Origin of the sequence: Paenimyroides marinum (genome assembly GCF_900108395.1) — a bacterium.
Lineage (GTDB): Bacteria > Bacteroidota > Bacteroidia > Flavobacteriales > Flavobacteriaceae > Flavobacterium > Flavobacterium marinum.
This window is the reverse complement of sequence record NZ_FNXE01000004.1, coordinates 61,051-75,403: the sequence shown is the minus strand read 5'-3', so window position 1 is coordinate 75,403 and position 14,353 is coordinate 61,051. Positions and strand designations below refer to the sequence as shown.

At 36.7% G+C, this 14,353-nt stretch carries 12 protein-coding genes; 3 read left to right on the top strand and 9 right to left on the bottom strand.

Annotated elements, in window-relative coordinates; all coding sequences use genetic code 11:
* Nucleotides 1-2: 2 nt before the first annotated feature.
* Nucleotides 3-758, bottom strand: coding sequence for an RsiV family protein (locus tag BLW20_RS02505; RefSeq protein ID WP_091095977.1), 756 nt, complete (start codon nt 756-758; stop codon nt 3-5).
* A gap of 90 nt (nt 759-848) precedes the next feature.
* Here BLW20_RS02505 and BLW20_RS02500 point away from each other — a divergent pair, with 90 nt between their 5' ends.
* From BLW20_RS02500 to recO, 3 genes are all read left to right on the top strand, one after another.
* The gene (locus BLW20_RS02500) at nt 849-1,991 is read left to right on the top strand and encodes a cystathionine gamma-synthase (RefSeq protein WP_091095975.1); all 1,143 of its coding nucleotides are present in this window, start codon (nt 849-851) and stop codon (nt 1,989-1,991) included.
* 127 nt (nt 1,992-2,118) lie between these two features.
* Complete coding sequence (gene porZ / locus BLW20_RS02495) at nt 2,119-4,383, top strand: type IX secretion system anionic LPS delivery protein PorZ (RefSeq protein ID WP_143037720.1); 2,265 nt, start codon at nt 2,119-2,121, stop codon at nt 4,381-4,383.
* Nucleotides 4,383-5,093, top strand: a complete 711-nt coding sequence (gene recO / locus BLW20_RS02490) for a DNA repair protein RecO (RefSeq protein ID WP_091095971.1) — start codon at nt 4,383-4,385, stop codon at nt 5,091-5,093. Before porZ ends, recO begins: the two co-directional genes overlap by 1 nt.
* A gap of 4 nt (nt 5,094-5,097) precedes the next feature.
* Here the strand turns inward: recO and BLW20_RS02485 are convergent, their stop codons facing one another.
* Genes BLW20_RS02485 through BLW20_RS02450 form a run of 8 tightly spaced genes read right to left on the bottom strand, consistent with a single transcriptional unit; the run spans nt 5,098 to nt 14,351 of the window.
* Nucleotides 5,098-6,396, bottom strand: a complete 1,299-nt coding sequence (locus BLW20_RS02485; protein WP_091095968.1) for an NAD-dependent succinate-semialdehyde dehydrogenase — start codon at nt 6,394-6,396, stop codon at nt 5,098-5,100.
* Nucleotides 6,397-6,453: 57 nt separating this feature from the next.
* Nucleotides 6,454-7,212: an SH3 domain-containing protein gene (locus BLW20_RS02480; protein ID WP_091095966.1), complete on the bottom strand. Its 759-nt coding sequence runs from the start codon at nt 7,210-7,212 to the stop codon at nt 6,454-6,456.
* Between the two features lies 1 nt (nt 7,213).
* Nucleotides 7,214-9,046: a BatD family protein gene (locus BLW20_RS02475; protein ID WP_091095964.1), complete on the bottom strand. Its 1,833-nt coding sequence runs from the start codon at nt 9,044-9,046 to the stop codon at nt 7,214-7,216.
* A 5-nt stretch (nt 9,047-9,051) separates the two neighbouring features.
* Nucleotides 9,052-9,852 (bottom strand): tetratricopeptide repeat protein, encoded by an 801-nt coding sequence (locus BLW20_RS02470; protein WP_091095962.1) that lies wholly within the window; start codon nt 9,850-9,852, stop codon nt 9,052-9,054.
* A gap of 1 nt (nt 9,853) precedes the next feature.
* Nucleotides 9,854-10,888 (bottom strand): VWA domain-containing protein, encoded by a 1,035-nt coding sequence (locus BLW20_RS02465; RefSeq protein ID WP_091096080.1) that lies wholly within the window; start codon nt 10,886-10,888, stop codon nt 9,854-9,856.
* A gap of 1 nt (nt 10,889) precedes the next feature.
* Complete coding sequence (locus BLW20_RS02460) at nt 10,890-11,891, bottom strand: vWA domain-containing protein (protein ID WP_091095960.1); 1,002 nt, start codon at nt 11,889-11,891, stop codon at nt 10,890-10,892.
* Entirely contained in the window at nt 11,884-13,485 is a 1,602-nt protein-coding gene (locus BLW20_RS02455; RefSeq protein WP_091095958.1) for a BatD family protein, read from the bottom strand. The genes BLW20_RS02460 and BLW20_RS02455 overlap by 8 nt, the downstream gene beginning before the upstream one ends.
* A 2-nt stretch (nt 13,486-13,487) precedes the next feature.
* A complete protein-coding gene (locus tag BLW20_RS02450) occupies nt 13,488-14,351 on the bottom strand; it encodes a DUF58 domain-containing protein (protein ID WP_091095956.1) in 864 nt (287 codons plus the stop codon).
* Nucleotides 14,352-14,353: the final 2 nt, after the last annotated feature.

Genomic DNA, 14,353 nt, shown 5'->3' with positions numbered 1-14,353 from the left:
AATTAGTTTTTAAAATAAATGGGATTTAAAAAACGCGTGACCTTTTCTTTAGGTAATTTTATAACAGTTGCTCCTTGAACATAAGGTGCAATTTCGTACGGATTGTAATGTAAAATCCATTCATTGGTTGATTCATAAAAATTATCGGGTAATTTAAACGCATTTTTTTCAAAGGTAAACCCTGCAGTGTTTAAATCGCCTGTAATATTTAATTGTTTTTTAAATTCGCTCTCGGCAAAATCTTTAAATCCTTCGTAATTGATGAACAAATCTTTTGTGGGAATGGTTTTCCCGGTAGTGGTATCAAACAGAAAAACTTTAGTAGCTTGAAAACCGTGTGCTCCGCCCGAAAAAATGTAATAATCCCATAGAACTTGATAGACCTTGGTTGATAAACCCTTGTGTTCTGTTTTAAAATTAGCTTCCCAGGCAATGGCATTATCGGGATACGTTCGGTTCATTTCATTAAAATGATCAATAAAATTTAATGCCAATGTATCATACGAAGCTGTTTTGTTTTCATCTTCAAAAGACATCACACTTTCAACAAAATCAAAAACACGTTTATTAATAGGTGTTGCGATGGCATTATTGCCCGATGCCACAGGGATTTCAAAATGCACATATGTACAATTTCCAACGGTACAGTCGGTTTCAGACTTAAAATTGTATGTTTTTGTTGTGAATTCTAACGGAATTTCCTTTTTACAGCTGATAAGACTTGCTGACAAGCAAATGAATAGTAAAATTTTTTTCATTCTAAAACAATTCTTCTTTTTAAAACAAATCTATAAATTTTAGTCGGTTTTAAATGGTATATTTGTTTAGTTTTTTTAAAGTATCTAATTATGAAATTCAATACAAAAGTAATACACGGCGGGCAGCACCACGATCCAAGTACCGGAGCCGTAATGCCACCTGTTTACCACACATCGACCTTTGCACAAACCAGTCCGGGTGTTCATACGGGGTATGAATACAGCCGTGCCGACAACCCAACACGTACGGCTTTAGAACACGCTTTAGAAAGCATTGAAAACGGAACGCGCGGTTTGGCATTTTCATCGGGTTTGGCAGCCATTGACTGTGTAATGCGTTTGTTGAAACCGAACGATGAGGTAATTGCAATGGACGATTTATATGGTGGAACATACAGACTGTTTACTCGTTTTTATCAAGATTTAGGAATTAAGTTTCATTTTATCGATATGAACAATTTAGAGCTGTTTGAATCAAAAATCAATTCAAATACAAAATTGGTCTGGATTGAAACGCCTACAAATCCGTTAATGAAACTGGCAGATATTGAAGCAATTGCCAACATCACAAAAAAGCATAACTTATTATTTGCCGTTGACAATACCTTTGCAACGCCCTATTTGCAAAAACCGTTAGATTTAGGTGCGGATATTGTGATGCACTCTGCAACCAAATATTTAGGAGGGCATTCAGATGTAATTGCCGGCGCTTTGATTATTAAAGACGAAGAATTGGGCAAACAATTGCATTTTACACAATTTGCGACTGGTGCCACTTTAGGACCGCAAGAAAGTTTTTTGGTTTTACGCGGAATTAAAACCTTGCATTTGCGTGTGGAACGTCATTGTTTTAACGGACAAAAAGTAGCCGAATATTTAGAACAGCATCCGTTAATTGATAAAGTGTTGTACCCGGGGTTAACTTCTCATCCGCAACACGATTTGGCAAGAAAACAAATGCCGAAAGGTTTTGGCGGAATGGTTTCGTTTACTTTTAAATCAGGTGCAAAGGCTGATGCCATAATGTTTTTAGAAAAATTAAAAGTGTTTACATTGGCAGAATCTTTGGGCGGAGTGGAATCGTTGGCAAATCACCCGGCATTGATGACACACGCATCAATCCCGGCAGAAAAACGTGCCGAAATCGGTGTAGCCGATGATATGGTACGTTTAAGCGTTGGTGTAGAAGACATAGAAGATTTAATTGCCGATATTGAACAAGCTTTGGGATAATCCCAAATTTTTTAAAAATTAAAAGTCGTTTTTTATAGAACGACTTTTTTTATTTCACATGTAATACTTATCCCAAATTATACTATTTTTATAAAAAAATCGTTTCAATATTTGAAATTAAGTACCTATGAAGTTTTATTATCAGCTATTTTTCTTTTTAATATCGGTTGTTTCAATGGCTCAAAGCAGTCAGTTGTGGAAAGGTTACTATTCCTATCAGGAAACAAAAGCAGTGGCGCAAGACAATCAAAATATTTATATAGCTACTGATAATGCGGTTTTTGCCTATAATCAGTATTCGTTTGAAACAGAAATTTTTAATACCATAAATGGGTTAAAAATTAATGGCATCAATACCCTTGCGTATGCCGAAGATTATAAAAAACTAATTGCAGGAAGCACCAATGGTAAAGTAGCAATTATTGATTTGGCTGCTGATAAAATATACCATTTAAACGATATTTTTTCGAAGACGAATATCCCCGATAACCAAAAAATAATTAATAAAATCATTGTTCAGGGCGGATATGCTTATTTGGCAACAGGCTATGGGATTACGGCAGTTCGCTTAAACGACAACCATTTTGGCGATAGTTATTATATAGGTGTAGATGGTGAAATGGTCAATGTAAAAAGCATTACTGTTTTTAACAATCAGTTATACGCTGCTGTTGAAAATGAAGGTGTTAAGAAAGCTTCTCTAAACGCAAACTTAATAGATTATAACAACTGGCAGGTGATTGATTTTAACAATTGGATAGAATTAACGACTTTTTCAGATAAATTAATCGGCGTTAAAGAAGATTTGTCGTTAAACACCATTTCTGCAACCAATCAAATTGATCAGGTAAGTGACGTTTGGGGAGGATTTTTAAAATTTAACGTTTCGGGCGATGTGCTAATAGAAGTTACCCACGAGGCTGCCCGTTTACGCGGTTCTGATTTATCGGTTTACAATGAATTTGTTTATGGCTTAAATGAGAATGGAGGGGTAAATGACGCAACTTATACCAATGGAGATTACTATATCGCATCAAGAACAAACGGGGGGGTAAAAGTTTCTTTAGAAAATAAAGATAATATTGTGAGTATTTCCCCCGGTGGTCCTTTAAGTAATAATGTTTCAGCCGTGACAATGAATAACAACGATTTATGGTTTACCTTTGGTGGATACGGTCCGGTTATGAATCCTTATGAACCTAATGGATTAACGCAATACGGTATCAGTAACTTTAAAAATATGCAAACGTGGCAACACATTTCTTTTAATCAGTTAAATCAATTTAAATCAACGGTAAATATCAGTTTTAATCCGCAACAGCCTCATCTGGCATATATCAGTTCTTTTCATGATGGTTTGGGAGTTTGGGATGTGAATAAAAATGAATTAACCGTTTATAACGCTGCCAATACCGATGAATTAAATGCTGTTATTGAGGGTGATACACGTGTGTACGGTGTCGCATTTGATAAAAATGGTACCGGATGGATGACGAATACAGCCACAACTCAAAATTCGCATTTAGTTTCGATTGATAAAAACAATCAGTTTACCCAACATTCTACAAATGTTATTAATGGTGATAAATTTTTAATGCCGGTTGTCGATAAAAACAACACCAAATGGTTCGGTAGTTATGCCAATGGATTGTTTGCATATAACGAAACTAAAAATAAGGCAATGCAGATTACGACAAGTAATAATTTGCCAAATAATAATGTAAAAACAGTTGCATTAGATTATAAAAATGAATTGTGGATAGGTACTTTAAAAGGCTTGCGGATTATTAGAAATGTAGATCAATTTCTAACAAGTTCTCAACTTACACCAACCAATATTGTAATTGTTGATGAAGGATTAAATCAGGAATTGTTCTTTGAACAGGATATTTCAAACATTACCGTTGACGGATCTAACAACAAATGGGTATCTGTTGCAGATTCAGGCGTGTTTTTGATTTCAGATAAAAACGAAACACTTTATAATTTTACTACTACAAATTCTCCGCTTCCAAGTAATGATGTCATTGCAATTACTATTAATGGAACAACAGGCGAAGTGTTTTTTGTAACACGTTCGGGTGTGGTATCGTTTAAAAATTATGCAACTACACCGGCGACAGATTTAGATGATATCAAAGTGTATCCAAATCCGGTTAGGCCAGGATTTACGGGCGATGTTAAAGTAAGCGGTTTGGTTGCTGATGCGACTGTAAAAATAACCGATGTTGCAGGAAATCTGGTACACGAAACCAAATCATTAGGTGGTACAGTTACCTGGAATACCTTGAGTTTCTCCGGGGCAAAAGTTCCTTCGGGCGTTTACATGATCTTTATCAGCTCACAGGATGGCACGTTAGATGCCGTTAAAAAAGTAATGATTATCAGATAATGCAGGTTAAAACCGAAGCTGTTGTTTTAAGTGCACTACGTTATCAGGAAAAAAGCCTGGTAGTAAGGTGTTTTACACGAGATTTTGGTTTAAAGACCTATTTTATTCGCAATGCATTTTCAGCTAAAAACAAAAGTTTAAACAGTGCTTATTTTCAGCCGTTGAACCTTTTGTTTATCGACGCCGTTCATAAAAATAAAGGTTCGTTAGAATATATCAACGAATTAAAACTGATGTATCCCTATACAACCATTTCTTTACAGTTTTATAAAAACAGCGTGAGTATTTTTCTGGCTGAAATATTAAGCCATGCCGTTAAAGAAGAACAGCCGAATAACGAATTTTTTTTGTTTTTAAAAACCACCTTGATTTGGTTTGATGAACATGAATTTTATGCAGATTTTCACTTGTGGTTCTTGTTGAAGATTACCAAATATTTAGGATTTTATCCCGACGATTCAGACAAAGATTCTTTATATTTCAATCCGAACGAGGGTAGTTTTACCATGCAATACACTCCAAATTGTTTTAATGAAGACGAAACAGATTTATTCCGAAAAGTGTTTAAATTGTCATTGACCGAAAAAAGAATTCATTTAACAAATACCGAGCGTAAGACCTTATTAAAATTATTACTTTTGTATTTTGAAACACATATTGTAGGTTTTAAACCTGTAAAATCGATAGAAATCTTATCAGAATTGTTTTAGGAAACTATTTCACAACCACTGTTTGAATATTGGCAAATTCGTACAAGGCAAAATGGGATAATTCCCGTCCGTAGCCTGAATTTTTAATACCGCCAAAAGGTAAATGGGGATCTGAAACTACCATTTCGTTAATGAACAAAGCCCCTTCATCAAACAAATGTAAATAATCATTAAGTTGCTCCGGTTGGGAAGTAAAGATACTGGCTCCCAATCCAAAATTCGAAGAATTACTTAATTCCACAGCATTTTCTATCGTTTTAAAAGGAATCATTGCAGCTAAAGGCCCAAATGTTTCTTCTTTAAAAACAGGCATATCCACCGTAACATTGGTAACTAAAGTAGGTTCAAAAAAAGCATCGTTGCGTTTGCCACCGGCAATAATTTTTGCTCCCATTGCCACGCTGTCTAACAGTTGCTTTTCTAATTCAACAGCCAGATCCTCGCGTGCCATTGCACCAAATGTTACTTTTTCGTCGTATTTATCTCCGATAATTAAAGTGTCTAATTTCTGTTTAAATAAGTCAACAAATTGCTCATAAATAGCTTCCTGTATCAAAAAACGCTTTCCGGCAATACAGCTTTGACCGGCGTTTTGCATACGGGCACTCACCGCTTTTGTGGCAGCATATTCCAGATCGGCATCATTTAAAACGATAAACGTATTGCTTCCGCCTAATTCCAATACGCATTTTTTCAGATGTCTCCCGGCAGTTTCGGCAACCGATCTTCCCGCATTTTCACTTCCTGTTAATGAAACGGCCTTAATAATTGGATTGGAAATCACATTGGATACTTCATTACTTTTTATAGAAAGATTTTTGTAAACCGAAAAATCAATGGTGTCACTATTAAAAACCTCTTCTAAAGCTTTGGCACTTAAAGGCGCGTTACTGGCGTGTTTTACTGCAAATACATTTCCTGTCAGCAAACTAGGAACTACAAAACGAAAAACTTGCCAAAACGGAAAATTCCAGGGCATTACACCTAACAACACTCCCAACGGACGAAAATTGATATAGCTCTTGCTCCATCCGGTTTTTACTTCCTGATTTTTTAAAAAATGTGGTGCGTTTTCTATATAGTAATCACATAAATAGGCACATTTTTCAACTTCGGCAATAGCTTGCTGAATGGGTTTGTTCATATCGGTGGTGATGGCGTGTGCATAATCGTACTTTTTTTCAAGCAAACGGTTTTTGATATTCTGCAAAACCGCAATGCGATCGGTCAACGTAAAATCACGCCATTTAAAAAAGGAACATTCAAGAGTTTCTAATATGGTATCCGGAGTATCTGAAATCATGATAAATCTTTTGATAAAGTTACAAAAAAAATGGCAAGACCGTCGTCTTACCAAATGCTAATACATCAATACGTTGTTTTTTTCTACCCAGCCAATCGTATCGTTTTGTAACTGAATTTTAACCCATTGATTGGTTTCTTCTTTGATAAAAGCTTTGTCGCCTTCGGTTAAAGTTGAAGTAATTTTTGATACCGTTCTGGGTTCTTGCATCAACACAACATCTGTGTCTTTTATAATAACATAATGATTTGACAACAGATAACCTGATTGATTTTCAGATATGAAATAGCTGCCGGTACTTACAATCAATAGAAAAATGCTTGTTGCAAAAAGTAGTTTTTTGGCAGTTGCATTTTGACTGAACCGATAACCGATTAATACTAAAACGCTTAATACCATACTTCCAATTGCAAGGTATGCCCATGAATTAGGCTTTAAAAAATTGAATACACTATACAACATTTGTTGTTGCGGTATGGGTAAATTGCCTTTGGTAACTTTGGTTTTTAGTTTTTCGGCAAAATTCAGGTTAATGCGTGCCGGTTCATAGCCTGGTTGTAATTTCAGCGATTTTTCTAAATGGTAAATGCTTAATCCGGTATTTTGCATGTGCAGATAGGCGGTACCCAAATTGTAATGCAACACCGAATTTAGCGAATCTATTTTAACCAAATCATTAAATATTTTAACCGATGTAGCATAATCTTTCTGATTAAAAGCGTCCATTCCTTTGTTAAAAAGCACCTCGTTGTTTTCTTGTGCCGATACCGCATAAGAAAAGCAAAAACTTAAGAAAAATACCAACAGTTGTTTCATTTTACTTTTTAATTTGTTTGTCGATTGAACTGATTAACTGCACTGCCAAATCGTAATCGTTCTGCATGGTTTGAATGTCCATTTGTGCATATCGGGCCATTTCGCAAGTGGTTTTTATTGATAAAAAGGTAGAAATATCCTCTTGATTGATTCCGTTATCTGACAATAATTTAGTGATGGTGTCGTTGCTTAGTTCTGATGTTTCTATCTTTAACCGGGCTTTCAGATAATTGTGCAAACAGCGTTCTAAAGCTTCATAAAATGCTTCTTTGTTTCCGATTTGTTTTTTTGCTTCAGACAGATATTTTTTAGCCAGTTTGTTGCTCGTCTTTAATTTGTTTCCGGTAACGTCGCCCGCTTTTTTATCTCGGATGTTCTTAGCTGCAAAAACAGTAGGCAAAAGCAATAGAGGTGCTAACCACCACGCATAAAACGATTTGCTTTGCGTGATGAAATTACCGTTAAACCATTCTATATTGCCGTTTAAAGGCTGCATTTCTTGTTTGCTTACTACTTCAGCTTTTGTGTTCGCCGGAGTGTTGGTAGGTAATTCAGGTCCTTCGGTTACTTCAATGGTTAATGAATCGGATGTAATGGTTTTATAACTTTTGGAAGCGGTATCAAAATACGAAAAAGTCAGCGGTTCAATGGTATATGTACCTTTGTATTGCGGCACAATGACATATTTTTCGGTTTTTGTACCTTCCATTCCTGCCGAAATACTTTTTGATACCTTGTTTATCTTTTCAGGATCGTACAATTCTAAAGCGTTTGGTGCTACAGGTTTTGGTAAAGTCAATAAATCTAAATTACCTTTTCCCTGAACAGTTACGGTTAACTCTAAAGGTTCATTGGCTTTTAACGATGTTTTGTTTGCCTGCACTTTAAAGTTAAAAGAGCCTACAGCTCCGGTATATCCCTCAGGTTGTTTGTCTAACGGTAATGGTTTTACCTGAATGGTTTTTGCACCCGATGAATATGTTTTTTTACGAAGCCCCAATTCGGGTGCTCCAAAAACATCCACATTGCCGGTGAAGTATTGTTCTTCTAATTCGATTTCCAATGGGTCAATTCTTAATGTACCGTCTTTTTGAGGTAATAATACCGCTTTTTGTAATGGAAGATACCTGTAACTTTTGCCGTTTAGTTCTGCACGAGTTACCTGCATTTGTTTTTCTTCAATCATGTGATTCCAGAAGTTCTCGTATTTAGGCATTTGCTTTACGTTCATTGTATTAAAACCTGCCCGATCGCTTACGTATAATCCGTACTCAATAGTTATTGGTTCGTTGACATAGGCGCTGCTTTTTGAAACCTTTGCGACCAAATGAATACCTTCGCCCATGTTTTTTGGAAGTTGTGGCTGTTGCTGACGTTGACGACGGAAAAATTCTTCTTCCATTTCATCAAAGATCGAAAAAGGATCTCTGCGTCGTTGTTGTTGGCGAGGTTGTTCCTGCACGGCATCACCAACCTGAATGGTTACAGGTTGTGATTTATATACTTTGTCTTCAAATACAACCGAAGCCGAACCAATGGTTAACGTTCCTTTCTTTTTTGGCTGAACAAAAAACGAAACACTTTTTTCCATACTGGTTTTGCCGTTTACCCAACTGTGGCTTATTGATTGCATTGGTCCGCCAACAACCTCAAAGTTTTCAAAAGCAGGACGTTTAAAATCATCGGCATCTCCGGTCATTACAAAACGTACTTCAAGAACCTGATTAATTCCCATAGACTGACTGCTTACCTGGGTTTTCAACTGGAACTGTGCCCAAGTAGCAATGCTTGTAAAAAAAGCTAAAAACGTGTATGTAAAATATTTTGTGTACATAGTTTTTACCAATCTTTTTGTGTTGGAGATGTAACCGGTTGTCCTTTTTGTTCGCGACCCTGAATACGTTCACGCACGCCTTGTTCGTGGTTGTCTATAGCTTTCAGCATGTTTTCCATTTGTTGTCTGGATTGCTCTTGTTTTTGTTGTTGTGGATTTGGTTTCGGTTGTTGTTTTTCCTTGTCGTCTTGTCCGTCTTTGTTTTGCTGATCTTTCTGATCCTTTTTATCCTGATCGCCTTTATCGTCTTTTTGATCTTTGTCTTGATCGTTTTTGTCTTTTTGGTCGTCTTTCTTTTGTTGATCCTTATTCTGATCTTTGTTTTTGTCTTTGTTTTGATCCTGATTTTGCTTGTCATCTTTATTCTGGTCAGGATTTTCTTTCTGCATTTTTTTTGCTAATGCATAATTGTAGCGGGTTTGTTCGTCATTCGGATTATTTCGTAACGCATTTTTATAGGCTTCTATGGCATTTCCGTAATCTTTCAGTTTCATAAAGGCATTGCCCATATTATGAAATATCTGATGTTTTTCTTCTTTTGTTTTTGCTGATTTTAATGCAGTTTGATATGATGAAACGGCTTCGTTCATCGACTGAATTCTGTAAATGCTGTTGGCTTTGTTGTAATTAGCCGCCGTATTTTGTTTTTCTTTTGCCGATGCTTTACGATACGTTTGCTCTGCTTTGGTATAGTTTTTTACACCAAAACTCTGGTTACCGTCTGCTAACTGCGATTTATACGATTGTGCCTGAACAGCATTCAGTAGAACTATTTGTAATAGGGTTATGTACCAAAAGTGTTTCATGTTATTTCTCGTTAAATAAATTTATTTTTTTCATCCAGGCTGTACGTCGTTCCAATACCAAGCTATCAATAATTAATAACAACAATGCCAAGCCAATAAACCATTGAAACTGCGACTGAAAATCGGCAATTTGTTGTGATTCAAAATCGGTTTTTTCAATTTTTTGCAATGTTTGGTCTACCAATTGCAGTACTTCATCGGTTTTGCTACCGTACATAAAAACACCACCGGTTTTTTCTGCAATTTCTTTTAACGTGGCATCGTTTAATTTGGTAACAACTGTTGATCCGTCAACATCTTTTTTATAATCGATGGTTCTGCCGTTTTGCTTGATCGGAATTTGACCACCTTCGGGCGTTCCCACACCAATAGTAATAATTTTGATACCTTTGTCCTCAGCCATTGCAATAGCTTCGTTAATTCCTTCGCCGTGATCTTCTCCGTCAGAAATCAAAATCATCACTTTGCTGGTTTTAGGATCGTCGAAATAATTGCTGCCCACTTCAATCGCTTCACGCAAAGCCGTTCCCATGCTCGAAACCATATCGGTATGCATATCCTGAATATACATTTTTGCCATGCTGTAATCGGTCGTAATGGGCAACATTGGAAATGCTGATCCGGCATAACCTACAATCCCGATGCGGTCTGATGCCAAATTATTGATGATTTGCGATGCCAGTTGTTTGGTTTTTCCCAAACGCGACGGTGCAATATCTTCTGCCAGCATACTTTTAGAAACATCGATGGCAAAAACAATATCAACCCCCTGGCGTTTAACGGTTTCTATCCGTGTTCCGAATTTCGGGTTTACCAAGGCAATTATCAATGCGAAAACGGTTGCCGCCAATAATATCATTTTAATTAAAGGTTTGCTTGTTGTTGAGGCTTCGGGAGCTAAACGCTTTAGATAATTACCAGAACCAAACTCAGCGATTTTCTTTTTTTTCCAAACGGTATTCCACAGGTAAACGGCTATTAATATTGGAATTAACAGCAACAAATAGAAATAAAAAGGTGTATCTAATCCCCACATTTTAAACAAATCCTTTAAATAATGTTTTTCTTGAAATAAACTCAATCAATAATAAAATCAATGCTAAAAGTGCTAACGGACGGAATAATTCGGTACGTTGAACGAACTTTTGTTCGTCGATTTTTGTTTTTTCTAACTGATTGATTTCATCATAAATATTCTCTAAACGCTTGGTATCGGTAGCACGGAAATATTTTCCTCCGGTTTTTTGAGCGATGCTTTTCATCAGATTTTCATCAATTTCAACCTTCATTCGCTTGTATTCCAATTCGCCGTTTGGTTTGATTGAAACCGGAGTTTCGGCCATTCCGTTGGTTCCAATACCAATAGTATATACTTTTATTTTAAACTCTTTGGCAATATCGGCAGCCATTTGCGGATCAATTAATCCGGAATTGTTTACCCCATCGGTCATTAAAATAACCACTTTGCTCTTTGCTTTGCTGTCTTTTAGGCGGTTAACCGCTGTTGCCAAGCCCACGCCGATTCCTGTTCCGTCTTGAATAATGCGGTCGTATTTAATATCTGCCAACTGGTTCAACAACATGTTTTTATCGCTTGTAACCGGTGCTTTGGTATAAGCCTCGGCAGCGTAAACTACAATTCCCAAGCGGTCGTCAACCCGTTCTTTAATAAAATCGGCAGCCACTTTTTTCAAAGCTTCTAAACGGTTGGGTTTTAAATCGCGTGAAAGCATCGAACCCGAAACATCGGTTGCTAAAACAATATCAACACCGTTTGTAATCTTAGATTTTGTGCTTTTGTCAATTGTTTGTGGGCGTGCCAATGCTATAATCAATGCTGCAAAGGCAACAGCGCGCAACACAAAAAGCAGCGGATATAACTTTGTAAGCAGGGTGCTTTTGTTTTTAAACCCTTGTACAGTGCTGATTTTTACCGGAACTTTTTCGTTTTTTCGGTTGATGTACCAATACCACCCTAAAGGCAATAAAAGTAAAAGCAACCAGAAAAAGTTCGGATTTAAAAAAGTGATATTATTCATTTGAGTTTACTACATTTAATTGAATGGATTCAATAATTCGCTGATCGATCTTGGCTCCGTATTCATCACCTTCTTTATACAAGATACTTACTTCCTGAATGCCGTTTTGCTGTACAAAAACGTACATGTCGTACTGCATTTTAACAGCTTCGCCCGATATAAAGTTCTGTGCTACCAGTGTTCCTGTTCCTCTAATTCCACGAATGCCGTTTTGGGTAAATTCTTCGGCATTGTAGGTAACATCTTTTGCACCGTACTGTTTAGTAACCATATCCAGTTTGTATTTCAGTATTTGATCTACATTTATAGAATCGTTGGTTTGCATAGCCGTTGTGCCCACTGCAACTATTAATTGTGTTTTTAGGTTAGAATAGGCAAAAACACTGCTTTGCGACTGTTGCTTTTCTTTGTCGGACTGTGGCATTTGCACACGTGTTAAGGCTTCGGGTGTGCTTACAATAACTGCCGGAAAACCGTAGTCAGATGTTACCCATTCGCGTTCGTACAAACTTTTGTTCGATGCAAAAATACTCCATTCATATCCCGAACGAACTGCCTGAACAATGTATACAATTCCGGTTACCAAAAGTAAAAAAGATGTTACACCAATTGGTATCCACAAACGCATTTGTTTGCGTTTTTTAAAGCGGCGTTCCCGCAGTTTAACTCTTTCCGATTGTTCTTCTGAAAAACGCGGAATGGCTTTATCAATAGAAACTGAAACAACTTCGGATATTTTGCGGTCTTGTTCAATTTCATTCATCATTGGTTCCGATTTTGCAAATTTTACCAAATCGGCGGTTTGTAACACGCGTTTTAAATCATTAACCGTTTCTTTGGATAGTTGTATCTTTTTTGACTTGATGGTTTGAAACAAATGTTGAATCAATTCTGATGTGGTTGATTCTTTAGCAGGAATTTCAAAAACTTCTTCGATATAATCTCTGATAACATCGGTCATTTCAGAATAATACGATTTTACGTCGCCGTTTAGCACCAATCGTTTAGAATCTAATAGCTGTAACTTTTTGGTTACTTTTTCTAAGGGAGTTTTATACAGATCTTCCTCGGTTAAATTCTTATTTTGTATGCGTTTTATGACAAAATAAGCTGCAATTCCCGCAAGAATGCAAAGAACAATGGCAACCAGATAGCTCCATAATTTATCGGTATCGGTTTCGCCGCCCACTTGTGCTTTAATGTCGTACATTGGTTGTTTTAATGTATCAACAGTTACATCGGTTACTTTGATGTTAAACAAATCGGTCTGATGATTTTTCCCATCGATATAAACCGATAAACGCGGTAAGGTGTAATCGCCCGCATCAAACTGAGTCAGTAGATATTTTTGCGTCAGCTGCATTTTTTTATCAGCTAACACCGTATCCACTTTAGATTGTTCCAGCACTTCAAACGGGCCTATGCCTTTTTGATTGGGAAAAACAACTTTGCTGCCTTCATCAGCCGTTGCCTTAATGGTTAAGTTAAATGCAGAACCAATTTTTATCTGGGTAGAATCTACGTTAGATGTTACTTGTGCAAAGCCTGCAAAAGCAATAAAATTTAAAAATAACGCAACTACTATTTTGTTCATATTTATCGTGCTTTAAAATAAGCCAACAGTTTTTTTACGTAGCTTTCACTGGTCTCTGTTTTTATGATTCCGGCACCGCTACGGGTAAATGTCTTTGTGAAATATTCGTCTAAATCGTTATAATATTCGCTGTATGCCTTGCGTACATTGGCATCGCTGGTGTTTACGTACAGTGCTTCGCCTGTTTCGGCATCTTGCGTTAACACATAGCCAATATTGGTTAAATCTTGTTCGCGTTTGTCAAATACTTTAATCCCGGTAACATCGTGGCGTTTGGCGGCAATGCGTAAAATGCGGTCGTAATCTTTGGTCATAAAATCAGACAAAACAAAAACAATGGCTTTTTTCTTTAGTACTTTAGAAAGATATTCAAACGCCTGTCCAATATTGGTTTGATTGCTTTTTGGCTGAAAATTGATCAATTCGCGAATGATTCTTAAAATATGCGATTTTCCTTTTTTGGGCGGAATAAACAATTCGATTTGGTCTGAAAACAATATCAAACCAATTTTATCATTGTTTGTAGTTGCCGAAAAAGCCAGAGTTGCGGCAATTTCGGTTACAATATCCCGTTTAAAATCGTTGCTTGAACCAAAATCCTGCGAGCCGCTTATATCAACCATCAACATCAGGGTTAACTCACGTTCTTCTTCGAAAACCTTGATATAGGGTTCGTTATAACGCGCGGTAACATTCCAGTCAATGGCACGAACATCATCGCCATATTGATACTGGCGTACTTCGGAAAACGACATACCTTTTCCTTTGAACGACGTGTGATATTCGCCCGAAAAAATATGATCGCTTAAACGACGGGTTTTTATTTCGATTCTCCGAACCTTTTGTAAAATTTCTTTTGTATCCATTA

Coding starts and splice junctions, on each gene's coding strand:
- porZ (WP_143037720.1), top strand. CDS start 2,119: ATGAAGTTTTATTATCAGCTATTTTTCTTTTTAATATCGGTTGTTTCA.
- BLW20_RS02450 (WP_091095956.1), bottom strand. CDS start 14,351: ATGGATACAAAAGAAATTTTACAAAAGGTTCGGAGAATCGAAATAAAA.
- BLW20_RS02455 (WP_091095958.1), bottom strand. CDS start 13,485: ATGAACAAAATAGTAGTTGCGTTATTTTTAAATTTTATTGCTTTTGCA.
- BLW20_RS02505 (WP_091095977.1), bottom strand. CDS start 758: ATGAAAAAAATTTTACTATTCATTTGCTTGTCAGCAAGTCTTATCAGC.
- BLW20_RS02475 (WP_091095964.1), bottom strand. CDS start 9,046: ATGTACACAAAATATTTTACATACACGTTTTTAGCTTTTTTTACAAGC.
- BLW20_RS02500 (WP_091095975.1), top strand. CDS start 849: ATGAAATTCAATACAAAAGTAATACACGGCGGGCAGCACCACGATCCA.
- BLW20_RS02480 (WP_091095966.1), bottom strand. CDS start 7,212: ATGAAACAACTGTTGGTATTTTTCTTAAGTTTTTGCTTTTCTTATGCG.
- BLW20_RS02470 (WP_091095962.1), bottom strand. CDS start 9,852: ATGAAACACTTTTGGTACATAACCCTATTACAAATAGTTCTACTGAAT.
- BLW20_RS02485 (WP_091095968.1), bottom strand. CDS start 6,396: ATGATTTCAGATACTCCGGATACCATATTAGAAACTCTTGAATGTTCC.
- recO (WP_091095971.1), top strand. CDS start 4,383: ATGCAGGTTAAAACCGAAGCTGTTGTTTTAAGTGCACTACGTTATCAG.
- BLW20_RS02465 (WP_091096080.1), bottom strand. CDS start 10,888: ATGTGGGGATTAGATACACCTTTTTATTTCTATTTGTTGCTGTTAATT.
- BLW20_RS02460 (WP_091095960.1), bottom strand. CDS start 11,891: ATGAATAATATCACTTTTTTAAATCCGAACTTTTTCTGGTTGCTTTTA.